The 26,943-nt window shown below is 24.1% G+C and carries 26 protein-coding genes, 1 tRNA gene and 1 pseudogene; 14 read left to right on the top strand and 14 right to left on the bottom strand.

Annotated elements, in window-relative coordinates:
- Positions 1 to 2 precede the first annotated feature (2 nt).
- From RJT32_RS02975 to cyaY, 4 genes are all read right to left on the bottom strand, one after another.
- On the bottom strand, positions 3 to 431 hold the full coding sequence (locus RJT32_RS02975; protein WP_343154545.1) for a uroporphyrinogen-III synthase: 429 nt from the start codon (positions 429 to 431) through the stop codon (positions 3 to 5).
- Positions 404 to 751 carry a uroporphyrinogen-III synthase gene (locus RJT32_RS02970; RefSeq protein ID WP_343154243.1) on the bottom strand — a complete coding sequence of 116 codons (348 nt, stop codon included), beginning with the start codon at positions 749 to 751 and terminating at the stop codon, positions 404 to 406. Before RJT32_RS02970 ends, RJT32_RS02975 begins: the two co-directional genes overlap by 28 nt.
- Before the next feature lie 7 nt (positions 752 to 758).
- Complete coding sequence (hemC, locus tag RJT32_RS02965; RefSeq protein WP_343154242.1) at positions 759 to 1,691, bottom strand: hydroxymethylbilane synthase; 933 nt, start codon at positions 1,689 to 1,691, stop codon at positions 759 to 761.
- Positions 1,692 to 1,796: 105 nt separating this feature from the next.
- Positions 1,797 to 2,144, bottom strand: a complete 348-nt coding sequence (gene cyaY / locus RJT32_RS02960) for an iron donor protein CyaY (protein WP_343154241.1) — start codon at positions 2,142 to 2,144, stop codon at positions 1,797 to 1,799.
- A gap of 96 nt (positions 2,145 to 2,240) precedes the next feature.
- Here cyaY and dapF point away from each other — a divergent pair, with 96 nt between their 5' ends.
- The 3 genes from dapF (at position 2,241) to RJT32_RS02945 (ending at position 5,898) form a co-directional block, all read left to right on the top strand.
- Entirely contained in the window at positions 2,241 to 3,095 is an 855-nt protein-coding gene (gene dapF / locus RJT32_RS02955) for a diaminopimelate epimerase (RefSeq protein ID WP_343154240.1), read from the top strand.
- Between the two features lie 42 nt (positions 3,096 to 3,137).
- The gene (locus tag RJT32_RS02950; protein ID WP_343154239.1) at positions 3,138 to 4,343 is read left to right on the top strand and encodes an MFS transporter; all 1,206 of its coding nucleotides are present in this window, start codon (positions 3,138 to 3,140) and stop codon (positions 4,341 to 4,343) included.
- 100 nt (positions 4,344 to 4,443) lie between these two features.
- Complete coding sequence (locus tag RJT32_RS02945; protein WP_343154238.1) at positions 4,444 to 5,898, top strand: inorganic phosphate transporter; 1,455 nt, start codon at positions 4,444 to 4,446, stop codon at positions 5,896 to 5,898.
- Between the two features lie 55 nt (positions 5,899 to 5,953).
- Here RJT32_RS02945 and RJT32_RS02940 read toward each other — a convergent pair whose 3' ends face one another.
- Positions 5,954 to 6,694: a class I SAM-dependent methyltransferase gene (locus tag RJT32_RS02940; RefSeq protein ID WP_343154237.1), complete on the bottom strand. Its 741-nt coding sequence runs from the start codon at positions 6,692 to 6,694 to the stop codon at positions 5,954 to 5,956.
- A 252-nt stretch (positions 6,695 to 6,946) separates the two neighbouring features.
- Here RJT32_RS02940 and RJT32_RS02935 point away from each other — a divergent pair, with 252 nt between their 5' ends.
- Together RJT32_RS02935 and RJT32_RS02930 are read left to right on the top strand one after the other, a co-directional pair.
- The gene (locus RJT32_RS02935) at positions 6,947 to 7,360 is read left to right on the top strand and encodes a hypothetical protein (RefSeq protein ID WP_343154236.1); all 414 of its coding nucleotides are present in this window, start codon (positions 6,947 to 6,949) and stop codon (positions 7,358 to 7,360) included.
- Positions 7,361 to 7,566: 206 nt separating this feature from the next.
- On the top strand, positions 7,567 to 8,472 hold the full coding sequence (locus RJT32_RS02930) for a hypothetical protein (RefSeq protein WP_343154235.1): 906 nt from the start codon (positions 7,567 to 7,569) through the stop codon (positions 8,470 to 8,472).
- 74 nt (positions 8,473 to 8,546) lie between these two features.
- On the opposite strand, the gene coaD is transcribed toward RJT32_RS02930, so the two are convergent.
- On the bottom strand, positions 8,547 to 9,038 hold the full coding sequence (gene coaD, locus RJT32_RS02925) for a pantetheine-phosphate adenylyltransferase (protein WP_343154234.1): 492 nt from the start codon (positions 9,036 to 9,038) through the stop codon (positions 8,547 to 8,549).
- 89 nt (positions 9,039 to 9,127) lie between these two features.
- Between coaD and epmA the strand changes: the two genes are divergently transcribed.
- A complete protein-coding gene (gene epmA / locus RJT32_RS02920) occupies positions 9,128 to 10,102 on the top strand; it encodes an elongation factor P--(R)-beta-lysine ligase (RefSeq protein WP_343154233.1) in 975 nt (324 codons plus the stop codon).
- Positions 10,103 to 10,108: 6 nt separating this feature from the next.
- Here the strand turns inward: epmA and RJT32_RS02915 are convergent, their stop codons facing one another.
- The 5 genes from RJT32_RS02915 to RJT32_RS02895 all read right to left on the bottom strand — a co-directional run bounded on the left by RJT32_RS02915 (position 10,109) and on the right by RJT32_RS02895 (position 13,872).
- A complete protein-coding gene (locus tag RJT32_RS02915; protein ID WP_343154232.1) occupies positions 10,109 to 10,861 on the bottom strand; it encodes an FAD-binding oxidoreductase in 753 nt (250 codons plus the stop codon).
- Between the two features lie 86 nt (positions 10,862 to 10,947).
- Positions 10,948 to 11,442, bottom strand: coding sequence for an Hsp20 family protein (locus tag RJT32_RS02910; protein ID WP_343154231.1), 495 nt, complete (start codon positions 11,440 to 11,442; stop codon positions 10,948 to 10,950).
- A 165-nt stretch (positions 11,443 to 11,607) separates the two neighbouring features.
- Positions 11,608 to 12,939: an HslU--HslV peptidase ATPase subunit gene (gene hslU, locus RJT32_RS02905; protein ID WP_343154230.1), complete on the bottom strand. Its 1,332-nt coding sequence runs from the start codon at positions 12,937 to 12,939 to the stop codon at positions 11,608 to 11,610.
- A gap of 11 nt (positions 12,940 to 12,950) precedes the next feature.
- Complete coding sequence (gene hslV, locus RJT32_RS02900) at positions 12,951 to 13,481, bottom strand: ATP-dependent protease subunit HslV (protein WP_343154229.1); 531 nt, start codon at positions 13,479 to 13,481, stop codon at positions 12,951 to 12,953.
- Between the two features lie 139 nt (positions 13,482 to 13,620).
- A complete protein-coding gene (locus RJT32_RS02895) occupies positions 13,621 to 13,872 on the bottom strand; it encodes a hypothetical protein (protein ID WP_343154228.1) in 252 nt (83 codons plus the stop codon).
- Positions 13,873 to 13,964: 92 nt separating this feature from the next.
- Here RJT32_RS02895 and rpmE point away from each other — a divergent pair, with 92 nt between their 5' ends.
- Positions 13,965 to 14,183, top strand: a complete 219-nt coding sequence (rpmE, locus tag RJT32_RS02890; protein ID WP_343154227.1) for a 50S ribosomal protein L31 — start codon at positions 13,965 to 13,967, stop codon at positions 14,181 to 14,183.
- A 99-nt stretch (positions 14,184 to 14,282) separates the two neighbouring features.
- Here rpmE and RJT32_RS02885 read toward each other — a convergent pair whose 3' ends face one another.
- The 3 genes and pseudogenes from RJT32_RS02885 to orn form a co-directional block, all read right to left on the bottom strand.
- A complete protein-coding gene (locus RJT32_RS02885) occupies positions 14,283 to 14,939 on the bottom strand; it encodes an N-acetylmuramoyl-L-alanine amidase (RefSeq protein WP_343154544.1) in 657 nt (218 codons plus the stop codon).
- Positions 14,940 to 15,202: 263 nt separating this feature from the next.
- A tRNA-Gly gene (locus RJT32_RS02880) sits at positions 15,203 to 15,278 on the bottom strand.
- Between the two features lie 89 nt (positions 15,279 to 15,367).
- Positions 15,368 to 15,912: pseudogene (orn, locus tag RJT32_RS02875) on the bottom strand (oligoribonuclease).
- Between the two features lie 156 nt (positions 15,913 to 16,068).
- Here orn and pgi point away from each other — a divergent pair.
- The 7 genes from pgi to RJT32_RS02840 all read left to right on the top strand — a co-directional run bounded on the left by pgi (position 16,069) and on the right by RJT32_RS02840 (position 26,904).
- Positions 16,069 to 17,712, top strand: a complete 1,644-nt coding sequence (gene pgi / locus RJT32_RS02870; RefSeq protein ID WP_343154226.1) for a glucose-6-phosphate isomerase — start codon at positions 16,069 to 16,071, stop codon at positions 17,710 to 17,712.
- Between the two features lie 128 nt (positions 17,713 to 17,840).
- Positions 17,841 to 19,727 (top strand): PTS mannitol transporter subunit IICBA, encoded by a 1,887-nt coding sequence (locus RJT32_RS02865; RefSeq protein ID WP_343154225.1) that lies wholly within the window; start codon positions 17,841 to 17,843, stop codon positions 19,725 to 19,727.
- Positions 19,728 to 19,739: 12 nt separating this feature from the next.
- Complete coding sequence (locus RJT32_RS02860) at positions 19,740 to 20,915, top strand: mannitol-1-phosphate 5-dehydrogenase (protein ID WP_343154224.1); 1,176 nt, start codon at positions 19,740 to 19,742, stop codon at positions 20,913 to 20,915.
- 1,470 nt (positions 20,916 to 22,385) lie between these two features.
- Entirely contained in the window at positions 22,386 to 23,297 is a 912-nt protein-coding gene (gene miaA / locus RJT32_RS02855; protein WP_343154543.1) for a tRNA (adenosine(37)-N6)-dimethylallyltransferase MiaA, read from the top strand.
- Between the two features lie 134 nt (positions 23,298 to 23,431).
- The gene (gene hflK, locus RJT32_RS02850; protein WP_343154223.1) at positions 23,432 to 24,661 is read left to right on the top strand and encodes an FtsH protease activity modulator HflK; all 1,230 of its coding nucleotides are present in this window, start codon (positions 23,432 to 23,434) and stop codon (positions 24,659 to 24,661) included.
- 1 nt (position 24,662) lies between these two features.
- The gene (hflC, locus tag RJT32_RS02845; RefSeq protein WP_343154222.1) at positions 24,663 to 25,586 is read left to right on the top strand and encodes a protease modulator HflC; all 924 of its coding nucleotides are present in this window, start codon (positions 24,663 to 24,665) and stop codon (positions 25,584 to 25,586) included.
- A gap of 25 nt (positions 25,587 to 25,611) precedes the next feature.
- Complete coding sequence (locus tag RJT32_RS02840) at positions 25,612 to 26,904, top strand: adenylosuccinate synthase (protein WP_343154221.1); 1,293 nt, start codon at positions 25,612 to 25,614, stop codon at positions 26,902 to 26,904.
- Positions 26,905 to 26,943 lie beyond the last annotated feature (39 nt).

The raw sequence follows: 26,943 nt of genomic DNA, 5'->3' as shown, positions 1-26,943 counted from the left end.
ACTTAATTATGTTTTTTAATAATATTTAATAAATTGTTGTTATCAGCATAATTAGATATTACGATGTCTTTCCATCCTATTTTTTTAGCTATTTCACTTAATCTACTTCCTGCAACAAATATTTTACATTTAAATAGCCATTCATGTTTATTTAAAAAATTTATTTTTTCATTTAATCTATTTAAAATTTCACCACTAGTTACTATTAATGTATTAATTTGATAAGAACGCCATTTTTTTACTTCAATGTGGTTGTTAATTGTTTTAAAAACTTTTTTATAACATTCTATAATGGATACATCAAAATTTTTTTGTGTTAACTCTTTTTCTACTAATTGTCTTCCATTTTCTCCTTTCATTAAAATTATTTTAGATGATCGTAGATTTTTTTTATAAAGAAGTTCTAATAAAGCTTCACTATTTTCTGAAATTTTTGGAAATAAAATTTTTTTTTAATATATTTATTGAGAAAAATAGCAGTGCCTTGTCCAATAGTGTAGTAATCAGGCTCAATAGGCCAATGAAGATTATTTTGATTTAAATATAAGTTTGTATAATAAACAGATTTTTTAGAAAAAAAAAGAATTATATCTGACGTATATAATTCATAAATTTTTTTTGATAAGCTGATTGAACTTAAACTCGGTAAAAAGTTAAACAAAGAAAAATGCCAAGATAAAATTCCCATATTATTTAATATATTTACTAATTTTTCCCCTTCAGGAGAAGGTCTCATCACTAATATTTTCATTTTAAATTTAATTGGTAGTATAAATATCATCAAGAATTTTACGAGCACCGTTTTTAAGTAATTCATTAGCCAAAGAACTTGCCATGGCTTCTGAAGTATCACACCACCCAATTCTTTCTCCTTTTAATATAATAGCCCCGTCAGGTGAACCAACTAATCCTCTAAGCCAAATTTTATTTTTCTTTAGAATTGCATAACTTCCAATGGGAATTTGGCAGCCTGCTTCTAAATTTTTACAAAATGCACGTTCTATATTTATTTCAGTAAAAGTATTGATATGATTTAAACGTGATAAAAGAAACAGCATTTTTTTATCATTCAATCTAGATTGAATCCCAATAGCCCCTTGTCCACATGAAGGCAATGACAATTCAGCTGGTATAATTTGAGTAATACGATGTTTCAAACCTAATCTATTTAATCCTTCGGTTGCTAAAATTATCGCATCATATTGACCTTGATCTAATTTAGCTATTCTTGTTTCTATATTTCCTCTTAAAGGAGAAACTACTAAATCTGGTCTATACGTAATTAATTGGCATTGTCTTCTTAAGCTAGACGTTCCAACTGTTGCTCCTTTAGGTAATTGATTAATCGATTGATAGTTATTAGAAACTAATGAATCTAATGGGTTTCCTCTTTTACATATACTGATTAAACACAATCCTTTAGTAATATGAATTGGAAGATCTTTCATGGAGTGTATAGCAATATCTGCTCTATTTTCAAGTAAAGCAAACTCTAATTCTTTTATAAAAAGTCCTTTTCCTCCAATTTTTGAAAGTGATTTATTTAAAATATTATCACCATGTGTAACTATAGGTACTAATTGTATAATTAATTCTGGATATAAAGATAATATTTTTTTTGTAACATATTTAGTTTGTTCTAAAGCTAAAGGACTTTTTCTAGTAGCAATTCTTAATATTTTTTTGTTCATATTACTATTCATATTTAGTATAAAATATTTTATATAAAAATGATTATGAAATCATAATAAAATATGTAATTAGCGACAATCGACTTTAAATTATTTTAAAATATTTTAAATATTATAAAACGTTAAATTTTGATTAGATTGTATAGAAAAAGATTTTTGAAAGATTGTCCAAAAATTTTTGTTACTTCGATTACAAATCCATTTTCCAGAATAATAGTTAAAATGATATGCATTTAGTTTTGAGGCTAACCAAATTTGTTGCAAAAACTCTTGTTTGTTAATTATAATTACGCTTTTATTTGAAAAAGTAATAGTTATCATATAATTTTGTATTTCATAATCAAAATCAATTTTATCAATATATAAATTTAAATTATCTTCAATCTTAAGGAATAGTTCATCTATTAATTTGTAAAAGTTGTTTTTTTGATTAAAAATTATTTTAGTTGGCATAAATATTTCCTAATTCTTCAATGAGTTTTTAAAAGTTTATAAAATTTAAAAACTTTTATTTAACTTTAAAATTTAAAAAAAATATTGGAATTTTACATGTACTTAAAAACTAGTTATAAAAAAAAAATTAATTTCTCTAAAATGCATGGTTTAGGTAATGATTTTATGGTGATTGAATCAGTTACACAAGATTTTGTTATATCTTCGTCAAAAATAAAAGAATTATCAAATAGACATACTGGAATAGGATTTGATCAATTATTATTAATTGAAAAACCATATAATTGTAAATTTGATTTTCATTATCGTATTTTTAATTCTGATGGAAATGAAGTAGAACAATGTGGTAATGGTGCTAGATGTGTAGGATTATTTTTAATTTTAAAAGGTTTAATTACCACAAATAAAATTAATCTTAGTACCAATAAAAAAAATATAATTATTAATTTTATTTCCGAAAGTTTAATTGAAGTTAATATGAATGAACCAATTTTTATATCAAATTCAGCAACAAATCCAATTATATTTAAACCGCATAACTTTTCAGAAAAAATTATTAATAATAGTTTGCTATGCAGTTTAGTTTCAATGGGAAATCCTCACTGTGTTATTCAAGTAGAATCTATAAAAAATGCACCAGTAAAAACTATCAGTAAAATAATAGAAAAAAAGTCTATTTTTCCTGATGGAATTAATGTAGGTTTTATGAAAGTTATAAACAAAAATTATATTCAGTTAAGAGTTTACGAGCGTAATGAAGGAGAGACTCAATCTTGCGGAAGTGGTGCATGCGCCGCTGTTGCAGTAGGTATTGCTAAAAATCTGCTTTCTAATAATGTTAAGGTTGAATTATTAGGTGGAATTTTATCAATAAAATGGGAAGGTTTTGGAAATCCATTATACATGATAGGACCAGCAAATTATATCTATGAAGGTTGTATATATATATAAGAATTTTATATAGATTCTCATTAATAGGAGTTTTTAAGAGTTTTGAAAAATCAAAATATCACTAAAAAAAAAACATATACTAAAAAAAATACAAAAAAATTTTATCAAATTATTTTTTCTCTTTTTTTGGCTGGATTTTCTAGTTTTTCGATTTTATATTGCGTGCAATCAATTTTGCCAATATTTTCTAAACAATTTTATTTGACTGCTGCAGAAAGTAGTTTGTCCTTATCTGCCACAACTTCAACCATGGCTATAGGTGCATTATTTACTGGTACTTTATCAGATGCAATTGGACGAAAATTAATTATGTCTACATCTTTATTAATAGCCTCGATTTTAACGATCATTTGCTCAACTTTGCATCATTGGAATATGATTATTTTTCTTCGTGCTTTAATAGGATTGTCTTTAAGTGGAGTTGTTGCAATTACTATTACATATATAGTGGAAGAAATTCACTATAATTCATTATCGCTTTGTATTGGATTGTATATTAGTGGCAATACTATAGGCGGATGTTTTGGGAGAATTGTAAGTAGTATCATAGCAGAAAATTTTTCATGGAATACTTCATTATTCATAATTGGTTTTTTTTCTTTAATATCATCTTTTTTATTTTTATATTTTTTACCATCTTCTAAAAATTTTACTCCGATTAATATTAATTATAGAAAATTTTTTAATAATTTTTCTTTACATTTAAAAAATCCGACATTGTTAACTCTTTTTATAGTAGGTTTTTTATTAATGGGAAGTTTTATTACTATTTTTAATTATATTGGATATCGATTAATATTAAAACCCTTTTCATTTAGTTCATCTAGTATAGGTTTTTTATCTATTATTTATTTAACTGGAGTTTATAGTTCTCCTAAAGCTGGAATTTTAATAAATAAATATAATAAAGGAAAAATATTGACAATATCATTATTACTAATGATTTTTGGTTTATTAATTACTCAATTTAATCAAATTATAATTATTGTTGTAGGATTGATAATTTTTTCAGGGGGATTTTTTGCCTCTCATTCAATTGCTAGTAGTTGGGTAAGTGCGCACGCAAAATATGCTAAAATTCAAGCCACTTCTTTATATTTATTTTTTTATTATTTAGGCTCCAGTGTATTTGGTACATTTAGTGGTTTTTTTTGGTTTTATTCAAAATGGCTCGGAATTTCAATTTTTATGATAATTATTTTAATTTATGGAATATTTTTATCTTTAAAATTAAAAAAAAATAATTAAAGAAAATCTTTTTTAAAAAAATATTATATTTTACTTTCCTAAAAGATAGTTTCTCAAGGATAATAAGATTAGTTCAATTCATCAAAATGGCTAAAATATTATGCTATATTTATTTTCTTATTCTGACTTGAATCATAGTTTATTTATTTTTTTAGCTTTATTTTTTGTTTTATTCTATGAAGCTATTAATGGTTTTCATGATACAGCTAATGCTGTTTCAACTTTAATTTATACCAGAGCTATGTCTTCAAATCTCGCGGTAATCATGTCTGGTATATTTAATTTTTTAGGTGTTGTACTTGGAGGTTTAACAGTAGCATATACTATCGTTCATTTATTACCAAATGACTTATTATTAAATAGCAATTCAAAACACGCACTTGCAATGGTTTTTTCTATTTTACTTGCCGCAATATTATGGAATTTATCTACTTGGTATTTTTGTTTACCTGCATCTAGTTCTCACTCTTTAATTGGAGCAATTATTGGAATTGGTTTGATTAACGGAGTTACTACAGGATCTTCATTAATAGATTCTTTAAATATACCTAAAATTTTAAATGTTTTTACATCGTTAATTTTATCCCCTATTATAGGATTAGTCATTTCTGGAATTGTGATATTATTTTTACGTTTTATTACGAGAAAATATAAAAAATGTAATCAAATTCATATGACTCCATTAGAACTTGAAAAAAAAGATGGAAAAAAAAATCCACCACTTTTAATTAAAATAGCATTGATTTTATCGTCTATTGGTGTAAGCTACTCGCATGGCGCAAACGATGGTCAAAAAGGAATTGGTCTAATTATGCTTGTATTAATTAGTATTATTCCGGCTAGCTTTTTAGTAAATTTAGAAGCTTCTAAAAAAGAAATTGTTTGTACAAAAAATTCCATTAATTATTTATCAAAATATTATTCAAATCACCAGTCAGAAATAATTAAAAAAAAACTTATAGACAATAAGTTATATTTAAATTATTTTGAAATAAAAAAAAATATTAAAAAAACAAAAATTTTGTTACATAATATATATAATTATAAAAGATTAAATACACAACAACGTTTTCAACTACGTCATTTTTTACTTTGTATTGCAGAAAATATTGATCAAATAACTAGTTTTAATATTAATGAAAGCGAAAAAATTTTTTTATATAAAACTAAAAAAGAAATACTTAAAACAGTAGAATATGCACCAATTTGGATAATAATAATTATTGCATTAGCTTTATCTATAGGAACGATGTTTGGTTGGAAACGAATAGTTATAACTATCGGTGAAAAAATAGGAAAAAAAAGAATGACATATGCACAGGCTATGTCTGCTCAAATTACTTCTTCTGTTTCTATTGGAATAGCTAGTTATACAGGAATTCCCGTCTCTACTACACATATTTTATCATCATCAGTCGCGGGCGCAATGTTAGCTGATGGAAACCGGATACAAAAAAGCACTATAAAAAATATTATTATTGCTTGGGTGCTCACATTACCTGTTTCAGTTTTGCTCTCTAGTTTTTTATATTGGGTAACATTATCATTAATATAGAAAATAATATAATTATTTCAAGGAGTACATTTGCATTAATTGTACTCCTATTTACTCAAAAAGGTAAATATATATCAAAACGATTATTTTTATTATTTATTGAAAATTTTACTTTGTTTTCTAATAAAGGTTTTGCGTAAGAAGGTCGCTTAACAATAATTCTTTTTTTTGCAAATTTCCTAGAAATATTCAATAAATTTTCATAATTATCACTATTTTTTATTATGTTTCGTAAAATTTGCATATTTTTTTTAGGTAATGCTTTTTTTTTATTTAGAGGATACATTGGGTCTAAATAAATAATATCTGGTTTTAAAATTGGCATATTAAGCATTTTAAAACTATCACAAAATATTAAATGTAGTCTTTTTTTTAACCAATTTCCAATGTTTTTATTTTTATAAGCTCTTTGCAATCCATCTTTCAATAAAGCAGCAATTACCGGATTACGTTCAATCATAATAACATAACAACCCCAAAAAGACATTAAAAATGCATCTTTACCAAAACCAGCAGTTGCATCAATTACATAAGGAAAATAATTTTTTTTAATACCTAATGCTTTATATAAAGCTTCATGTTTTTTTTTAAACTTTAAACATCTATAATTATTTTGCTTAGATAAAAAATCAACTTTAATAGTTTTTTTGTGAAATATTGATCGATTATATAATTCTAATGTATTATTGTTTATTATCAAACTTAAAGAAGCATTTTCATCATGTCTTATATTATAATCATTAATTATTTTTTCTATTCTGGTATTAGTATTTTTTTTAATTAAATATATATTCATAATATTTCATTTTTTTTGTTATTAATAATTGACTTTTTTAGAAATAGATTTAAAATATCTAAAAATATATAAAATAAAAATTTTTTATTTTATATGGTTTCAAAATATTTAAAATTGATTTGTTTATAAAATAATAAATTTTTGATAAAATTTAGTTTATAATGATTGTTAAATATTTAGTTTAATTTAATAATCTTATAAATAAATCTGAAGTTTAATTTATAGTGTAAGTTTAAAAAAGGAAAAAAAATTATGTCATCTAATGTTAATCTAGTTGATAAATTAAATCCAATATCTTTTGAACAACATGAAACTATCAAAATAGATCCTAAAGATCTTGATCGTATTCGTAAAACTATTGAAGAAGATAGTCGAAACAATAAAATCAACAAAGAAAACAGCAATAAAGACGGAAAAATAACTATTGAATCATCTAAAACTGAGATGAATTTAATTAAATTAGAAAAGTTATATGATAAATGCTTATCTGATTTAGAAATTATAAAAAAAAAAGCAATAGAAAATAATGAAATTGATATTGATATCGATTATCAATTAGACACAGAAAACTCTGTGAAAAAAAAACTTCTTCTGAACAACCTTCCTCAACATCTTCCGAAAACACTGAAGAAGTCCCCTCTAAATCCACTCTTCAAATTATTTTAGAATTTTTTCCAAAAACTTTTAATCAGTTAATAGATTGCATTAAAGAAACATTTAATAGCATTGATTTTATAAAATTAGCTAAATCTATAATTCATGAAATTAAAAAGCAAGTTTGCGAAACTTATGAATTTATTAAAAATGAAGCTATAAATTTATTTAATGGTACTACATTTAAAAATATATTTGATGCAGGTTATCGATTTATTATGGGATCATCTATGGATGAATCTACAAAAGCAGTAAATGATAGAATCGATAATTTAATCAAATATGTAAAAAAATTAAAAAAAAGCATTGAATCTTCAAAAAAATTTATACATGCTTTAATTGAAAGAATAAGAATTAATGGAAGATTAAGAGTAGTTAACAAACTAAATCATAATCCTAAACATCCGGAATATGAAAGTTCTTTTCCTGATTTAAACGTTGAAATTCCAAAAGAAGAAAATTTTAAAATACAGTATCCAGAAGATTTAGATGAAAATTTTAATCTATATGTACGAACAAAAAATTTACAACTAAATCAAAAATTTAAAGATAAAATGAACAGAAGTATTGAAAAATCTCATTATAATTATTTTGCAAATAATAAAAATATTTGGACAGTTTTTGAAGCTCCAACAGCTCCGAAAGCAGATGGAACAACGATCTCTTCTTATCAAGATGTATATGAAAAATTAGAGATTCCAGAACATTTAAATAAATATTTTATGATTGATTTTAGTTCTGCTGTTTTTTTTATTGATGGTCATCTAATCGCCTCTTCAACAAAAGAAGAAATGATTAAAAGTTTCAAACAATTAATTACTAACGATATAGAGCAAAAATTTATTTCTCAATATGCAAATCCAAAATTATTAAAAGAATCTTATTTAAAATTAATTGCTGAACATCCAGAATTAGAAAATGCTCGTATTTTACGTGCAAAAAATTATTATGATATCACTCATTTAGAGGATGGAAATATTAAAATAATTGCTACCAATATGTCTGATTTTAATTCTATTGATAGAAATGGAATAATAAAATCTCATTCTTTTGGAGTAAAAACAAGCGTTATTTTTTCATATACACAAGCACCAATAATAAAACATTCATATTTTGTGCACTAATGTTTTAAAAATATTTTATTAAAAAATAATAGGGTTTTATACCCTATTATTTTAAAAAATTAAAGTTTAAAATATCATGTTTTTGAAATTTTTTTTAATAAAGCAAAATGTATTTCTTTTGGAAGATATGGTTTTACATTACCTTTATATTTTGCGATTTCTTTAACAAAAGATGATGATATAAATGAAACTTCTTTAGATGATAGTAAAAATATACTATCTAATTCAGGATATATTTGTTTATTTATAGCTGCTAACTTTATTTCATAATCAAAATCAAATATTGTACGTACTCCTCTAATTAAAATATTAGTTTTTTCTTTTTTTGCTAAATTAGCTAATAAATCGTTGAATCCAACTATTTTTTTTATATTTTTAAGATTCATAGTTGCTAATCTAGTCAGTTCAATACGTTCTTTTAAACTAAAAATAGTTTTTTTATTTAAATTAGTACAAGAAATAGCAATAATTATATTATCAAAAATTTTTATTGCACGCGTTATAATATCTAAATGTCCATATGTGATTGGATCAAATGTACCTGGATATATTGCTGTTTTTTTCATTTTTTTATTATTTTATTTGTAAATGATTTATATTTAAATTGTAATAAAATATAAAATTTTATTTTATATAAATTTAAAAGGGATATTATATGAAAAAAAGTTGGAAACCTAGTGCTTCGATTCAAGATTTAGTTAAAAGATCAGAAATTATTACCAAAATTCGTTCATTTTTTTTAGAAAAAAAAATTTTAGAGGTAGAGACTCCTTTATTATCCAAAGCGACAGTTACCGATATAAATTTAATACCTTTTGAAACTAATTATTTTTCTTCAGAAAATAATTTAAATCAGTTAAAATTATGGTTGATAACTAGTCCAGAATATCATATGAAACGTTTGTTAGCAGCTAAAAGTGGACCAATATATCAAATATGTCATAGTTTTAGAAATCAAGAATATGGTCAATATCATAATCCAGAATTTACTATTCTTGAATGGTATCAAAATTCATGTTCTATGAAAAAATTTATTTATCAAATAGATTTATTTTTTCAAGATGTTTTACAATTTAAAAAATCAGAAAAAATTTCTTATCAAGATGTATTTATAAAATATTTAAATGTAGATCCATTTTCTACTCAACTTTCTGAATTGCATAAAATTTCAAAAAAATTTAATTTAGCACATTTGACATTTTCTGAAAAAAATTTAAATACATTAATTGAAACGTTATTTACTCTAATAATAGAGCCTCTTCTAGGACAAGAAAAACCTGTATTTATATATAATTTTCCCGTAGCACAAGCCTCGCTTGCCGCTGTGAATAATAAAGATCATCGTGTTGCAGAAAGATTTGAAATATTTTTTAAAGGAATTGAATTAGGAAATGGATTTTACGAACTAACAAATTATTTAGAAAATAAAGAACGTTTAATTAATAATAATAAGAAAAGATATGAAATGAATTTAACTCTTCAAAAAATAGATAACAACTTTTTAAACGCAATATATTACGGTTTACCCCCGTGCTCAGGAGTTGCAATAGGTATAGATCGTTTAATAATGATTGCATTAAATAAAAAAAATATTGAGGAAGTTATTTCATTTTCCTTTGATCGTTGCTAAATAAATTTACCAATAATTTTCCGTAGTAATATGACCATTTTTTTTTCTTAAATGTTTATTCATGTTTTTGAGAGTATGTAATAATGAGCATGTTTCTTTTACCATATTTGGATTTCCACATAACATAACATGTGAATTTTTACAATTCATTTCTAATCCAATTTTTTTTTCTAATATTTCAGTTTGTAGTAAAAAAGGAATTCTTCCTAATAAAGAATTATTATTTTTTTCCCTACTCACTATAGTTTGAATTTTTAACTTTCCATTGTATTTAGAATGTAGTTTTTGCATTAAAGGAAGATATGTTAACTCGTTTTGATACCTTACAGCATGGACCAAAACAACGTGTTTAAATCTATCCAGATCTTTATTTTCTTCTAAGATTGAACAATAAGGACCAATAGCAGTTCCAGTTGCAAGCATCCATAATATTTCACAAGTAGGTATTTCGTTTAAAATAAAAAATCCAAATGAATATTTTTTAATGAAAACATTATCGCCTTTTTTTAAATTATATAAAAGATTGCTTAGTTTTCCATTTTTAATACGTGCAATATAGATTTCTAAATTTTTATTGCTAGGAGCATTTACAAATGAATATGCCCGTTGAATTTTTTTATTTGTATCACTGTCAAATAATGCTAATTTTGTAAATTGTCCAGCTTGAAACTCTGATATATTTGCTTTTAAAAAAATACTAAATAAATTTTTAGTCCATTTTTTTATTTTTAAAATTTCTGCATCGATCCATGGGTTCATTTAGATTTCCTATATATTTAAATTATTTTAGGAAATCGTTGCACTTTCACAATATAAAGTACAACGATTTCTAAAATTTTTTGTTTTTACACATTACTTATATTTGATTTGTTTCTAATTTGTGTATTGTTAGGAATATTAATAGATATTTTTTTAGGTTTGTCTTCATCTGGAATTTGACATTCAAGATTTAATTCTAACAATCCTAAAAATAAATTTGCTTTATTTACTTGTATTTTATAATCGAAATTAAAGCTTAAAGAAAAATTTCCAAATATAATATCTTTATGTAAATATTTTTGTATTTTTTTATTATTTTGATTATTTTTGTCTTTTTTCCCTTGAATTACAAGTTGATTGTTATGAACAGAGATATCTAATTCTTTTTCTTCATATCCAGGAACACTTAATATTAATGTATATTTTTTCTCATTTATTTGAATGAAGTTATACAATGGTGAATCTGAAAGTGGTTTTTCCCCTGTTAATGTGCTAAACATTTTATCAATTTGATTAAATCTATTTGAAAAAATACTATTATGATTAACATCTGGTAAAAAAGAAAATGAACGATAAGACATAAAAAACTCCTTTTATTATAAAATATATTTTTTATGATATTTTTAAGGTTTAAAAAAGTTTTTTTTATTATATATGATCTTTTTTTACTTTTTCAATATTAATATATAAATAAAAAATATTCATCCATTTTTAATAACGTTTAATGGATAAATATTTTAATTGTTTTATAAAATAAAACGACTAAGATCTTCGTTCGATATTAATTTGTCTAAATGTTTGCTGACATAATTTGAATCTATTTTAATTGTATTTCCAATGTTATCACGAGCATGAAATGAAATATCTTCCATTAACTTCTCTAATATTGTATGTAATCTTCTAGCCCCTATATTTTCCATGGATTCATTAACTTTCCATGCTGATTCTGCAATATTTCGAATGCCTTCTTTAGTAAAATGTATATACACGCCTTCTGTTTCTAGTAGTGCTTTATATTGAGTTGTAATTGATGCAGTAGGTTCGGTTAAGATTCGTTCAAAATCATCTATTGTTAGCGCTTGTAATTCTACTTTAATGGGAAGTCGACCTTGTAATTCTGGTATTAAATCGGAAGGTGTAGACGTTTGAAATGCACCAGATGTAATAAATAAAATATGATCTGTTTTTACCATTCCATATTTTGTAGATACAGTACATCCTTCAATTAATGGGAGTAAATCTCTTTGCACACCTTCTCTGGAAATATCAGGTCCGGATATATCACTACGTCTACATATTTTGTCAATTTCATCAATAAATACTATTCCATGTTGCTCGACAGCATTAATAGCTTCTTTCTTAATGTCTTCTAGATTAACTAATTTTGATGCTTCTTCTTCTTTTAATAATAAAATTGCATCTTTAATTTTTAATCTTCTGGTGTTTTTTTTATGACCTCCTAAATTTTGAAATAAAGATTGAAGTTGGCTAGTTAATTCTTCCATACCGGGAGGCGCCATAATTTCAACACCCATAGTAGTAGATAATAAGTTGATTTCAATTTCTTTATCATCAAGAACTCCTTCTCTTAATTTTTTTCGAAATATTTGTAAAGTATTTAATAATCTTTCATTTTTTTCATTTTCTGACCAGTTATTTTTAGGTCTTGGAACTAAAATATCTAGTATTCTTTCTTCAACGATTTCTTCTACTCTAACTTTATTTTGTTCAATTTTTTGAATACGAATCATTTTAATAGCAGCATCTGTTAAATCTCTAATAATTGAATCTACTTCTTTTCCCACGTATCCTACTTCGGTAAATTTTGTTGCTTCTACTTTAATAAATGGAGAATTAGCTAATTTAGCTAATCTTCTAGCAATTTCTGTTTTTCCAACTCCGGTAGGTCCAATCATTAAAATATTTTTAGGTGTAATTTCTTGTCTTAGTTCATGATTTAGCTGCATTCTGCGCCAACGATTTCTTAACGCAATAGATACTGCTTTTTTTGCTTTTTGCTGACCAACAATGAATTTATCAAGTTCAGCAACAATTTGGGGGGGGGTCATTTCAGACATATAAATAATCCTTACTTTTCTGACAGTAGTTCTTTTATAGTAAAAATATGATTAGTATATATACAAATATTTGCGGCAATTTTTAATGATTTTTCTACGATTGTTTTAGCATTAAGGTTGGTGTTTTCTATTAAAGCTCGAGCAGCGGATTGAGCATACGTTCCTCCAGATCCAATTGCAATTAAATCATCTTCAGGTTGTATTACATCTCCGTTGCCCGTGATAATTAATGAAGTGTCTTTATCAGCCACTGCTAATAAAGCTTCTAGTTTTCTAAGCATTTTATCGGATCGCCAATCTTTTGCTAATTCAATAGCCGATCGTTGCAACTGGCCCTGATATATAGATAGTTTTTTTTCAAACATATCAAATAAAGTAAATGCATCTGCAGTTCCTCCAGCAAAACCTGCAATTACTTTTTCATGATAAAGAGTTCTAATTTTTTTGACATTACTTTTCATAATAGTATTGCCTAAAGTTGCTTGTCCATCACCTCCGATTACTACTTTATTTTTTAATCTGACACTTAGTATTGTGGTCACAAGAAAAGCCTCTTAAAATAACGTTGGTATTTAGACTTGTATAAAAATTTAATATTATTTCAACTAAGCAGTTAATTGAAATTTTTGAAAACGGTAATATTAAAATTTTTAATGAATGAAAATATAAGAATAATATATTTTATAAATTTTTTAATTTTTTAATATACTTCCATCTTTCTTTTGGCTTATCAGGCAATGTATTTTCATCTTCTTTTTTTTGAATAAGTTCTTTTTTTTCTGTATGATTTGTTTTTTTTGAAAATATATTTAAAAAAGTTAAAAAAACAATTATTGTGAGTAAAATAGTAAACAAATTATATTTATTAAATTTGATTTTTTTTTTTTTATTTTTAAAATACATTGAATTAATTTTGTTTTGATTTTTGTACATATTTTGCTTTTTATTTTTAAAAAAATTAATAATTAATATATTAATGATTGTATAATAGAATATATATTTTAATGCATTTAGGAAAACTTTCTATGAAAAAAAAAATACATCCTCATTATTCTCAGATAACAGCTACTTGTTCATGTGGAAATACAATCGAAATTTTTTCAACTGTTAATCATAATCTAAATCTAGATATATGTTCAAAATGTCATCCATTTTATACTGGAAAACAAAGAATTATTGATACTGGAGGACGTGTTGAAAGATTTAAAAAGCGTTTTAAAATAACTCAAGAAGAAACGATGTAAAATTATCATTTTTTTATTGATCATGTAAAATAAAAATTTTTCAATTTAAGCATCTTAAATAATATTTCGATGCTTAAAAATATTTGATAAAAAACTATTTTATTTATTTTTTAGATATAGATTTTTTTGGAAATAATTTTTTAATGAAATATAAAGAGCATTAGCAATGTTTTTTTGATAGGCAATTGTTTTTAATTTTTTCTCTTCTTCGAAATTGGTGATAAATCCAGTTTCAATTAAAATAGAAGGTGTATTTATAGAGCTTAATATTCCTAGACTAGCATATTGTGGTTTGATTTTATTAATTTTAACAATTTTTTTTAATTCTTGAAATATAAATTCTGATAAGTTAATTTCCATAGTTTTAAAATCATTTAATTGCAAATCAAGAATAGTTTTTTTTAAATATATATCATTTTTGTTATTTTTAAATATTTCTTCAATACTTTTATTAAGATAAATTTTTTCTTTTTTGTTCTGTATGAAATTATGAATTTCACGCTGCATTCGATTATTTGATACAATCCAAATTGATGATCCTGATACATATGATTTCATTGAAGAATCTACGTGAATAGATAGTAATAAATCTACATTTCGATATTTGGAGAAATCTTTTCTTTTTTTTAAAGATAGGTAAGTGTCATTATTACGTGTTAAAAAAGCGTGAAATAATTCATTATTATTTAATAATTTTTTTAATTGAATAGCAATGTTTAAATTTACTTCTTTTTCTTTCAGTCCCTTATGTCCTATGGATCCTGGATCTTGCCCGCCATGTCCTGGATCTATTAAGATCGTAATTTTTTTTGTATTTGTTAATTGATTTTTAAAATTTTTTAAAGAAATATTTTTTTTTTTGATAAATATTTGTTTTTAGAAATTTGGTTTTATCAGTAATATTTTTTTGAAGCTTACCTTGAAAATTCATTAATAAACAAGCTAAAATTATCCATTTACAGGGATAATGAAAAATCATACACTTTCCTTAATTTTTTAGCAATATTCATTGTAATATCTGGAGCGGGAAACGAGATTCGAACTCGCGACCCCAACCTTGGCAAGGTTGTACTCTACCAACTGAGCTATTCCCGCAAAAATATTTATATTTTAATATTTTATATTTATAAAACTTATTAATCAAGCTTTACTTTTAAAAATTTAATTTATCATTATTTTTTGATCTAGTAGGAAATATTAAAAAATATTTTTTTATAAAAATTTAATTCCATTATTGATTCTTGTATATCATCTAATGCAGAGTGTTTTTTTTTTTAAATTTTTTTATTTTTGGATGCCAACGATATACTAATTCTTTAATTGTACTTACATCAATACAACGATAGTGAAAGTAGTTTTCTAAATTTGGCATATATTTAGCTAAAAATTTTCGATCTTGATAAATACTATTTCCACACATAGGAGATATTTTTGAATCAACCCATTGTTTTAAAAAAAATATTGTTTTAGATTCGGCTTTTGACTCATTATAAATGCTTTTTTTAACTTTATCAACTAATCCAGTTTTCATATGAGTTTTTTTATTCCAGCTATTCATTAGTAACATATTTTTTTCTGTTTGATTAATAGCAATAACGGGTCCTTTTGCAATTATATTTAATTCACTATCTGTAATTAAAGTAGCGATTTCGATAATTCGATGGATTTTAAGGTTGAGTCCTGTCATTTCTAAATCAATCCAAATTAAATTTTGATTATTCAATTTCATAGTGTTTTAATTTTATTTTTTTATTAGGTTCTTATTGATTATATAACATTTGTATTTTAAAACATTAAAATTTTATGAAATTTTAATAATTTTTAGACATTTTAAAATTATAGTATAATAATTAAATATTTATAAATTGTTTAAGAGATTATTCAAATGAAATATAAAAATTTCACCCAAACTAGATCTTGGGATATTTTAAAAAATCATTTCAATACAGTAAAAAATATGCATTTAAAAGATCTTTTTTTACATGATTCTCACAGATTTCAGAAATTTTCTATTTGTTTTCAAAATGAAATGTTAGTTGATTTTTCAAAAAATCGAATTACTGAAGATACTTTAAAATATTTATTAAATTTAGCTAAGGAAATGGATGTTAAAAAAGCAGTTAAATTAATGTTTTGTGGGGAAAAAATAAATAAAACAGAAAATCGTCCTGTATTACATATCGCTTTGCGAAATAAAAAAAATTCACCAATTTTTGTAGATAATTATAATGTTATGTTAGGAGTTAATCATGTATTAAAAAAAATGAAAAAATTTTCAGAACTAGTCATTACTGGGAAATGGAAAGGTTATACTGGAAAGTCTATTACAGATATTGTCAATATAGGTATTGGAGGCTCTGATTTAGGTCCGTATATGGTAACAGAAGCATTGCGTCCATACAAAAATCATTTAAATATACATTTTGTTTCAAATATAGATGGGACTCATCTTACTGAAGTGTTAAAAAAAGTGAATCCTGAAACAACACTGTTTTTAATCGCATCAAAAACATTTACAACCGAAGAAACAATAACTAATGCGTATAGTGCAAAAATATGGTTTTTAAAAAGTTCAAAAAAAAATTCAAGTTTAGATAAACATTTCTTTGCTTTATCAGCTAATATAAAAAATGCATTAAATTTTGGTATTAATATTAAAAATATTTTTCAATTTTGGAACTGGGTTGGTGGTCGTTTTTCATTATGGTCTTCGGCAGGATTATCTATTATTTTATCTATTGGCTTTGATAATTTTAAAAAGTTTTTAAATGGCGCTCATGCTATGGATGACCATTTTTATACTTCCGAATATGAAAAAAACATACCAATAATATTAGCTCTGATTAGTATTTGGTACACTAATTTTTTTGGTTCTGAAACAGAAGCTATATTTCCATACGATCAATATATGCATCGATTTTCAGCCTATTTTCAACAATCTAATATGGAATCAAATGGTAAATCAATAGATAAACAAGGTGAAAACATACTTTACGAAACTGGACCTATTATTTGGGGAGAACCAGGAACAAATGGGCAGCATGCTTTTTTTCAATTAATACATCAAGGTACAAAATTAATTCCAAGTGATTTTATTGCCCCTGTAATTTCACACAACAATTTACACAATCATCATATTAAATTAATATCTAATTTTCTTGCACAAACAAGAGCGCTTGCTTTTGGAACATCAGAAAAATCTTTTGGTGAAGTAAATAAAAAAAATCTTAAAAATAAATTAGATAAAAGTTTTTTATTTAAACAATGCAAAGGTAATCAACCGACTAACTCTATTTTGATACGGAAAATTACGCCTTATAATTTAGGCATGTTAATTGCTTTATATGAGCATAAAATATTTGTTCAAGGGCATTTATTGAATATTTTTAGTTTTGATCAATGGGGTGTAGAACTAGGAAAAAATTTAGCTAAAAATATTTATGAAAATTTTTCTCATATAGAAAATAACAAACATTTTGATTCTTCTACATTAGGTTTAATTCATTTTTATAAATCCTTTTATAAATAAAATATTGAATTAAATATTTTTAGTTATAATTTAAATAATTAATATTAGATTTTGTATTAAAAAAATAATAACTGATTATTTATATTAATATTTGATATTAATATATTTTCAATTGATGAGTAATGAATATGTTTCAATCAATTAAATGTAAAATACAAAATTTTGGTCGTTTTTTAAGTAATATCATGATGCCTAATATAAGCATTTTTATTGCATGGGGTATAATGAGTGCTTTATTTGCACCATTAGGTTGGAAACCAAATACAGTTTTAGCAGAATTAATTTCACCTATGATATTTTATCTTTTACCAATTCTCATTGGATATACTGGGGGTCGAATAATAGGAGGTGAAAGAGGTGGTATCATTGGAAGCATTACTACTATTGGAATGATTGCAAACACTAAAATACCTATGTTATTAGGAGGAATGGTTGCTGGAATATTAGGTGGATGGATTATTAAAAATTTTGATAGTCTAGTAAAAGATAAAATAAAAAATGGATTTGAAATGTTAGTTAATAATTTTTCTATTTCAATTATTGGAATATTATTAACAATAATTTCATTTTTTTTTATCGGTCCTTATATTGAGTGGATTTCAACTTCTATAGGTTATTTATTAAAAATAATTATACATTATAATTTATTACCTTTTATAGCAATTATCATTGAACCTGCTAAAATATTTTTTTTAAATAACACAATTAATCATGGAATTTTTTCTCCATTAGGTCTTCAAGATATTTTAGACAACAAAAACTCTATATTTTTTTTAATAGAATCGAATCCTGGACCAGGACTTGGTGTGCTTCTTGCCTGTTTTTTTTTAGGGAAAGATAAATCTTCTAAATCAGCTGGAGGAGCTGCAATTATTCAATTTTTAGGAGGAGTTCACGAGGTTTATTTTCCTTATGTTTTGATGAATCCTAAATTTTTATTATCGCTTATTTTAGGAAGTATGACTAATATTTTTATACTTGTTTGTTTTCAAGGAGGTTTAATTGGAGCTGTTTCTCCAGGTTCTATTTTAGCTATTTTAGCAATGACAAAAAAAGATTTTTATTGTATTAATATATTCTCTATTTTTGCTTCTTTTATTATTTCTTTTTTAACTTCTATTATATTATTAAAATTTATTGATGATAAAAATAAAAAATTTTTTAAATCATCTAAAAAAGTAGTTAATAGTTCTTGGTTAGAAGATTATGGTGATAAACCAGATTGTTTTTTTAAAAATATTAATACAATTGCAGTAGCTTGTGATGCTGGAATGGGATCTAGCGCAATAGGTGCAAGTATTCTTCGGAAAAAAATAAGAAAAAAAAATTTAACTTATATAGCTATATCCAATGTGTCTATCCATTCTATACCAAAAAATATTGATATGGTTATCACGCACAAGAATTTAACTTCGCGAGCTAAAGAATATGCTCCTCATTCGAAACATATATCTTTAGTTAATTTCCTTGATAATATGTTTTATGATTTTTTAGTCGACAAATTAATTGAAAATAAAAATGTTGATAATAATCAGAAGTCAATTAACAAAAATAATATTGATGAGAAAGATCAATTAAAAACATTATTTCGATTAAGTAAAGACAATATATTTCTGAATCAATGTGCTGAAAATAAAGAACAAGCTATCAAAATAGTTGGTAAATATTTAGTTGATCAAGGTTATGTTAAAAACGATTATATTGATGCAATGTTAGAAAGAGAAAAAATTACATCTACCTGGTTGGGAGAGCATATTGCATTACCACATGGTACGATTAAATCAAAAGATGCTATTTTAAAAACTGGAATAGTGTTTTGTCAGTTTCCAAAGGGTGTACGTTTTGGAGATAATATTAATGATATCGCTTATCTTGTAATTGGTATAGCTGCTAAAAATAATGAACATATTATGGTAGTTAGTAAGATTACAAATGCATTAGATAATCAAGAAATTATTCATAAGTTATCTAAAACAAAACATGTAGAAGATGTTTTATCATATTTAAATATTTAATTGGGATTTTATATGAAAGTGTTACATTTTGGAGCTGGAAATATTGGTCGAGCTTTTATTGGCAGAACAATATTCCAATCTGGTTATGATCTTACTTTTACTGATGTGAATGAGAATTTAATAAATTCGTTAAATGATTGTAAAAATTATAAAGTGAAATTAGTAGGGTACAACTATGAAAAAATTATTCATGTTAATAATTTTCGAGCAATTTATTTAAATTGTCCTGATCTTTTAAAAATTATATCTAACGTTGGTTTAATCACAACTGCAGTTGGTGTGAGTTCTCTTAAAAAAATTGCCTTTATTCTAGCAGAAGGAATTATATTAAAAATTAAATTAAAATCTATAATACCTTTAAATATAATTGCTTGTGAAAATAAAACTCAAGCCAGTTCTTTTTTAAAAAATCTTATTTATAAAATAATTTCTCTAAAATATCATCAATATTTAAATAAATATATCGGCTTTGTTGATTGTAGCATCGATACAATCGTACCATCAACATTATCTTTTGAAAAAAATAATTTATCATTAATTGCTGAAAATTTTAAAGAATGGATAGTTAATAAAAAGCAATTTAAAGGAGATATACCTAAAATTATTGATATGACTAGAAGCGATGATTTAATGTCTTTTATAGATAGAAAAATTTTGACGTTAAATACAGGGCATGCTATTGCAGCATATTTAGGTTGGACAAAAAAATATACAACTATATATGAAAGTATTCAAGATCATGATATAAAAAATATTGTTCAAAGTGCGATGGAAGAAAGTGGATTAACATTAATTAAAAAATATAACTTTGATAAAAAAATGCATTTTTTTTATATTAAAAATATTTTAACTCGTTTTAAAAATCCTTTTTTAATAGATAACGTTGAACGTATTGCACGAAACCCATTACAAAAATTAAGTGAAAATGAACGTTTAATAAAACCTTTATTATCAGCAAAAAAATATGATTTACCATACCATAATTTAACCAAAGGTATTGCAGCAGCTTTATGTTATAAAAACAAAAATGATTTAGAGTCTATAAAAATGAATGATCTGATCAAAACTTTAGGTGTTGAAAAAACATTAAATCAAATTTCTAATTTACAATTAGGCAGTCAAGAAATGAATGCAATTATTAACGCATATATTTCAATAAATGCAGTTTATTCTGAAAAATTTAATTAATTTTTATAGAAAATAATACATATGCTTTTAATATATCGATAAATATAATTATTATAATTTTAGTTGTAGAAATTATTTACAAATTTTTTCTGTTTCAAAAAAAATTTTAGAAAATAGTGTAAATGAAAAATTTATACAAATTAAGATCAATATTTAAAAATAGTTTTAACTAATTATCAATATAATAATTTTAAGATTAATCTAACAAACTATCATGTATAAAATTTTTATTTTTTATAATTGAATTATTTGATTAAATTTTGAGAAAAAGTATTATTAAAAGATTAAAAACATTAGATCAATTTTATTTTTTAAATGTCATTATGTTTAATAAATAATATGCTCAAAAGGTGTTAAGAAAATTAAATATATTTTTATATTTTATTTGGTAAGTTACTATTTTGATAAAAAATTTATTTTATCAAAAATCTAATTATTTTGATTTTTTTAGAAAAAGATAAAGCCATAATTTTTAAAAATTTATGATATAATAAAAAACAAATTTTTTTTTAAATTAAATATTTTATTTATGCAAAAAAAATTCAGTTCTAAATACAAAAAATTTTTAATTGTATCGAATTTCTTAATAGCGCATTTAACAAACTAAATATTAATATTTACTTATAATTTAAAAAAACAACCTTAAATTATTTTTATGGATAGTGAATTTTTAAATTTTTTAAAATATTTAATATTCTTAATAATCGATTTATAGCTTGGTTAATAAAATATATCAATTTAAAACCTTTCAAATAGAAAGGTAGAACGAAGTATATTTTTTTTATATATTGATCAAATATTAATATTTGATTGTCTAAAACTAATAAAATGTGCATTATTTACTCGTTTATTTAAAAAAGTATTAAATAAAATGATTTTTAACATGAAACTTGTTGAAAAAAAAGAATATTGTATTAAAAATTTTATATATTATCTCGATACATATTAATCAATCAACTAAAAATTTTTTTAAAAATATTAATGATATAATTAGTAATTATTTAAAAGAAAATTTCAATTATTTATGTCTTTTATGATGAAGAATTATTCATATAGTATTTTAATAATATAATATTAATTTAGTTTCTTTTTTCCTACAATTGCTAATCAATATAATTTACAGTACTATTCAAAAACATATATTTAAATTTTAAGTGTTCGTTTTTATTTGTTAAATTAATATCAAATATTTAAAAAGTTATTTAATACTTTGTAAATCTAAGTTTTTTCAAGAAACACTTGAATTGCTAAAAAATACCTTATATTTTTAAAAAAATATTAATTTATTAATATCTTTTAATATCTTTATTAAAAATATCTTAAAGTTTAAATAAATTTATATTTGTAAGAAATAAAATACTTTAGTATTAAAAAATGCTAATTTAAAGTTATTGTATAAAGCACACTTGATAAAGCATTATGAAAAATATAAATTTTTTTCAGTCAAAAAAACCTACTATCTTTTTTTTAATAGGCCCTACTGGATGCGGAAAAAGCAAAACTGCTATATATCTTAGAAAATATTTACCAATAGAAATAATTAGTGTGGATTCAGCTTTAATTTATCGAGAAATGGATATTGGAACAGATAAACCGAATTATTTAGATTTAAAAATGCATCCACATCGTCTATTAAATATTAAAGATCCTAGTGAATTTTATTCAGCCGGCGAGTTTAGAAAAGATGCTTATAGAGAAATAAAAAGTATTTTAAAATTAGGAAAATTACCATTACTAGTTGGTGGGACAATGTTTTATTATCATGTATTATTATATGGTTTATCTGATTTACCTCCTTCCAATTTTGAAATTCGAAGATATTTATTAGATAAATCAAAATATAATAAATATTTTTTATATGAAAAATTAAATTTTATAGATCCCATATCTGCAAGTAATATTCATAAAAATGATTTTCAAAGATTATTAAGAGCATTAGAAGTATTTTATATTTCTGGAAAAACAATGACGTCTTTTAAAAACAACATGTTGAGTGAATTACCATATAATATCATTCAATTTTCTATTTTACCTCAAAGTAAACAATGGTTATATGATAAAATTGAATTACGTGTAAAAAAAATGTTAACGTTAGGTTTTCAAGAGGAAGTAGAAAATTTATTTTTTCGAGGAGACTTACATAAAGAATTACCATCTATACGATGCATAGGATATAGACAAATGTGGGAGTACCTTGAATATCAAATTAGTTATAACGAAATGGTTTCTAAAATTATTTTTGCAACGAGAAAATTAGCTAAACATCAATTAACTTGGCTAAAAAAATGGAAAAATATTTATTTTTTAATTAGTTCTACTCCGCATATTATTGTTAAAGAGATGTTAAATATTCTTGAAAAGAAACATAAATTTGATATTTGATTTATAAATTATTTTACATCCGTACATGTTTAAAAATTATAAAATAATACAGTTTTCATATTTTATAATATAAGATATATTATTTAAATTATTAAAATAGATAATAGCATTAAAACTAATTAATGAGGCATAAAATGGCCTGGAACGAACTAAATAATCATGAACCAGAACTAGATCCTTGGGGGAAAAAGAATGGTTCAAAAAAAGATGATTTCGGAAAGAAAGAGCATACAAAAAACGAAAAAAAACCTTCATTAAATTTTAAAAAATTTTTTTATAATGTTAATAATATAATTAATAATACCGCTAATTCTTCAAACTCGATAAACAAAAAAATTCATCCTTTTTTTATATTAACTATAATAGCTTTTTTGATTTGGTGTGCGAGCGGGTTTTATACTATTAAAGAAGCTGAAAGAGGAGTAGTTACTCATTTTGGTAAATTTAGTCATTTAGTAGAGCCTGGGTTAAATTGGCGCCCAACTTTTATTAACGATGTAAAAGCTGTTAATGTTGAAACAGTTCGTGAATTAGCAACTTCAGGTATCATGTTAACCTCTGATGAAAACGTAGTTCGCGTAGAAATGAATGTGCAATACAAAATTACCAATCCTTCTAGTTATCTTTTTTCTGTTATATACCCTGATGATAGTTTAAGGCAAGCAACTGATAGTGCTCTTCGTGGAGTCATTGGACGTTCGACTATGGATCGTATTTTGACTGAAGGACGTACTTTAGTTAGGCATGATACTCAAAAGGAAATTGAAAAAACCATTAAACCATATGATATGGGGATAACTATATTAGATGTCAATTTTCAAACTGCAAGACCTCCTGAAGAGGTAAAAGCTGCTTTTGACGATGCAATTGCAGCTCGTGAAAATCGGGAGCAATATGTGCGTGAAGCTGAAGCATATGCAAATGAAGTACAACCCAAAGCTAATGGAAAAGCACAGCGCATTTTAGAAGAAGCTAAAGCATATTCTTCTCGTATAATTCTCGAAGCTCAAGGGGAAGTTCTTCGATTTTTAAAAATTTTACCAGAGTATAAAAAAGAAAAAGAAATTACCCTCAAAAGAATTTATATAGAATCTATGGAAAGATTATTGAGCACCACTCAAAAGGTTTTTATTGATAAACATAATAATTCAACATTATTTTTATCGCTAAATAATTTTTTTAATAATACAAAAAAAAATAATAAATCATTTTTAAATTTAAGTAAATCAATAAAAAATAAATCTAATTTTTTAAAGCAAGATAAAAAGATTAATGCTTTATCTTCGCTATCTTCTAATAATTTTATTAAAGAAAGAGGTATAAACGCAATTCGAAATCATATTCAAGATATAGAGAGAGAATAATATGAATAAAGTATTAATTTGTTTATCGAGTATTTTTCTTTTTTTTATTTCCTCTTCATTGTTTATCGTGAAAGAGGGACATCGTGGAATTATTTTACAATTTGGAAAAGTATTAAAAAATAATGATCAAAAAACATTAATTTATGAACCTGGATTACATTTTAAAATTCCGTTTTTGGAAACCGTTAAAATGTTAGATGCTCGGATTCATACTATGGATAATCAAGCTGATCGTTTTGTGACAAAAGAAAAGAAAGATCTGATTGTAGATTCTTATATAAAATGGCGTATTAGTGATTTTAGTCGTTATTATTTAGCTACTGGTAACGGAGATGTTTATCAAGCTGAGGTTTTGCTTAAAAGAAAATTCAGTGATCGATTACGATCTGAAATAGGATGCTTAAACGTCAAAGAAATTGTAACTGATTCTCGAGGAAGATTGACAACAGATGTTCTTCATTCTTTAAACAAAGGAACAGTAAATTTAATAAATTCATCTGAAATTAATGTGAATAGTATGAATGCTTTAGGAATTGAAGTTGTAGATGTTCGAATTAAACAAATTAATTTACCTACTGAAGTTTCTGAGGCTATATATAATAGAATGCGAGCAGAGAGAGAAGCTGTTGCAAGAAGTCAGCGCTCTCAAGGGCAAGAAAAAGCAGAAAAATTACGTGCAATGGCTGATTATAAAGTATCAATGATATTAGCAGAAGCAAGAAAAAAAGCTTTAATATTAAAAGGGCAAGGGGAGGCTGAAGTAGCAAAATTATTTGCAGAAAATCTTAAAAAAGATTTTTCTTTTTATTTATTTATGCGAAGTTTACATGCTTATGAAAATAGTTTTAAAAATAAAAATAATATTATTTTAATTAGTTCTGATAATAAGTTTTTTCAATATATGAATCAAATGATTTCACATTAAAAATATTTGTAAATAGGTATGTAAAATGCAAAAAAATATTGTTATTTTAGGAACACAATGGGGCGATGAAGGTAAAGGCAAGATAGTTGATTATTTATCACAAAATAGCTCTTATGTAGTTAGATATCATGGTGGGAATAATGCAGGTCATACTCTTGTAGTAGAGAATAAAAAAATTGTTCTCCATATAATTCCATCAGGTTTATTACATCCCAATGTTATCGGAATAATTTCAAATGGAGTTGTAATTTCTATTTCTGAATTAGTTAAAGAAATTGAAATGTTGAAAAAACATAATTTCTTTATTAAGAAACGTCTCTTTATTTCACACTCTGCTTCTTTAATTTTACCTTTTCATATTACCATGGATATAGTTCGTGAAAAAAAATTAGGAGTAAATTCTATTGGTACAACAGGAAGAGGAATTGGACCGGCATATGAAGATAAAGTTGCTCGTCGCTCTTTGCGAGTTGGAGATTTAAAAGATGAAAATAAATTATCTATTAAATTAAAAAATATCGTCGATTATTATAATAATCAATTAGTTTCTATTTATCAGCATGCATCATTTAATTATAAAATTATTTTAAAAGATTTGTTAAAATTTAAAAATATAATTAATGATATGATAGTAGATACTACTATGATGTTACATAAAGCAATTCAAAATAAAAAAAGTATTATTTTTGAAGGTGCACAAGGTAGTTTATTAGACATTGATCATGGCACATATCCTTATGTAACTTCTTCTAATAGTACTATAGGAGGAGTTATTACTGGAACAGGAGTAGGTCCAAAAAATTTAGATTATATTTTAGGTGTAACAAAAGTTTATTCGACAAGAGTAGGAAATGGACCTTTTCCTACCGAGCTTTTTAATAATATAGATGAATATCTTTCGAAAAAAGGAAACGAATTTGGATCTACTACTGGTCGTAAAAGACGTACTGGGTGGTTAGATGGTGTTGCTTTACGTTATTCTATCCAATTAAACTCTTTATCTGCATTATGTATAACAAAATTAGATGTTTTAGATAATTTAAAAGAAATAAAAATTTGTACAGCATATCAAGATATAAATACATTAGAAATTTATACTAACGTATCTTTTGTTAATTTAGAAAATATAAAGCCAATATATGAAACATATCCAGGTTGGATGCAAAACACTTCAGGTATAAAAAAAATAGAAGATCTACCGAAAGCAGCAAAAAATTATATAAAATCTATTGAAAAAATTGCAGGAATTCCAGTTGATATGATTTCTACTGGGCCCGATCGTAATGATACTATTTTAGTTCGAAATCTTTTTGTATAATTTTATATTTACTAATAAAAGCTTTAAAAAATGTTAATT

The organism is Buchnera aphidicola (Aphis aurantii), from assembly GCF_039388985.1.
Taxonomy (GTDB): domain Bacteria; phylum Pseudomonadota; class Gammaproteobacteria; order Enterobacterales; family Enterobacteriaceae; genus Buchnera; species Buchnera aphidicola_BL.
Note: the sequence above shows the minus strand (reverse complement) of the source record. Positions and strands in the feature narration are given on the sequence as shown.

Excerpts from the sequence above, each read along its gene's own strand:
- RJT32_RS02970 (WP_343154243.1), bottom strand. The coding sequence starts at position 751 with ATGAAAATATTAGTGATGAGACCTTCTCCTGAAGGGGAAAAATTAGTA.
- hemC (WP_343154242.1), bottom strand. The coding sequence starts at position 1,691 with ATGAACAAAAAAATATTAAGAATTGCTACTAGAAAAAGTCCTTTAGCT.
- cyaY (WP_343154241.1), bottom strand. The coding sequence starts at position 2,144 with ATGCCAACTAAAATAATTTTTAATCAAAAAAACAACTTTTACAAATTA.
- dapF (WP_343154240.1), top strand. The coding sequence starts at position 2,241 with ATGTACTTAAAAACTAGTTATAAAAAAAAAATTAATTTCTCTAAAATG.
- RJT32_RS02945 (WP_343154238.1), top strand. The coding sequence starts at position 4,444 with ATGCTATATTTATTTTCTTATTCTGACTTGAATCATAGTTTATTTATT.
- RJT32_RS02940 (WP_343154237.1), bottom strand. The coding sequence starts at position 6,694 with ATGAATATATATTTAATTAAAAAAAATACTAATACCAGAATAGAAAAA.
- RJT32_RS02935 (WP_343154236.1), top strand. The coding sequence starts at position 6,947 with ATGTCATCTAATGTTAATCTAGTTGATAAATTAAATCCAATATCTTTT.
- RJT32_RS02930 (WP_343154235.1), top strand. The coding sequence starts at position 7,567 with ATGGGATCATCTATGGATGAATCTACAAAAGCAGTAAATGATAGAATC.
- coaD (WP_343154234.1), bottom strand. The coding sequence starts at position 9,038 with ATGAAAAAAACAGCAATATATCCAGGTACATTTGATCCAATCACATAT.
- epmA (WP_343154233.1), top strand. The coding sequence starts at position 9,128 with ATGAAAAAAAGTTGGAAACCTAGTGCTTCGATTCAAGATTTAGTTAAA.
- RJT32_RS02915 (WP_343154232.1), bottom strand. The coding sequence starts at position 10,861 with ATGAACCCATGGATCGATGCAGAAATTTTAAAAATAAAAAAATGGACT.
- RJT32_RS02910 (WP_343154231.1), bottom strand. The coding sequence starts at position 11,442 with ATGTCTTATCGTTCATTTTCTTTTTTACCAGATGTTAATCATAATAGT.
- hslU (WP_343154230.1), bottom strand. The coding sequence starts at position 12,939 with ATGTCTGAAATGACCCCCCCCCAAATTGTTGCTGAACTTGATAAATTC.
- RJT32_RS02895 (WP_343154228.1), bottom strand. The coding sequence starts at position 13,872 with ATGTACAAAAATCAAAACAAAATTAATTCAATGTATTTTAAAAATAAA.
- rpmE (WP_343154227.1), top strand. The coding sequence starts at position 13,965 with ATGAAAAAAAAAATACATCCTCATTATTCTCAGATAACAGCTACTTGT.
- pgi (WP_343154226.1), top strand. The coding sequence starts at position 16,069 with ATGAAATATAAAAATTTCACCCAAACTAGATCTTGGGATATTTTAAAA.
- RJT32_RS02865 (WP_343154225.1), top strand. The coding sequence starts at position 17,841 with ATGTTTCAATCAATTAAATGTAAAATACAAAATTTTGGTCGTTTTTTA.
- RJT32_RS02860 (WP_343154224.1), top strand. The coding sequence starts at position 19,740 with ATGAAAGTGTTACATTTTGGAGCTGGAAATATTGGTCGAGCTTTTATT.
- hflK (WP_343154223.1), top strand. The coding sequence starts at position 23,432 with ATGGCCTGGAACGAACTAAATAATCATGAACCAGAACTAGATCCTTGG.
- hflC (WP_343154222.1), top strand. The coding sequence starts at position 24,663 with ATGAATAAAGTATTAATTTGTTTATCGAGTATTTTTCTTTTTTTTATT.
- RJT32_RS02840 (WP_343154221.1), top strand. The coding sequence starts at position 25,612 with ATGCAAAAAAATATTGTTATTTTAGGAACACAATGGGGCGATGAAGGT.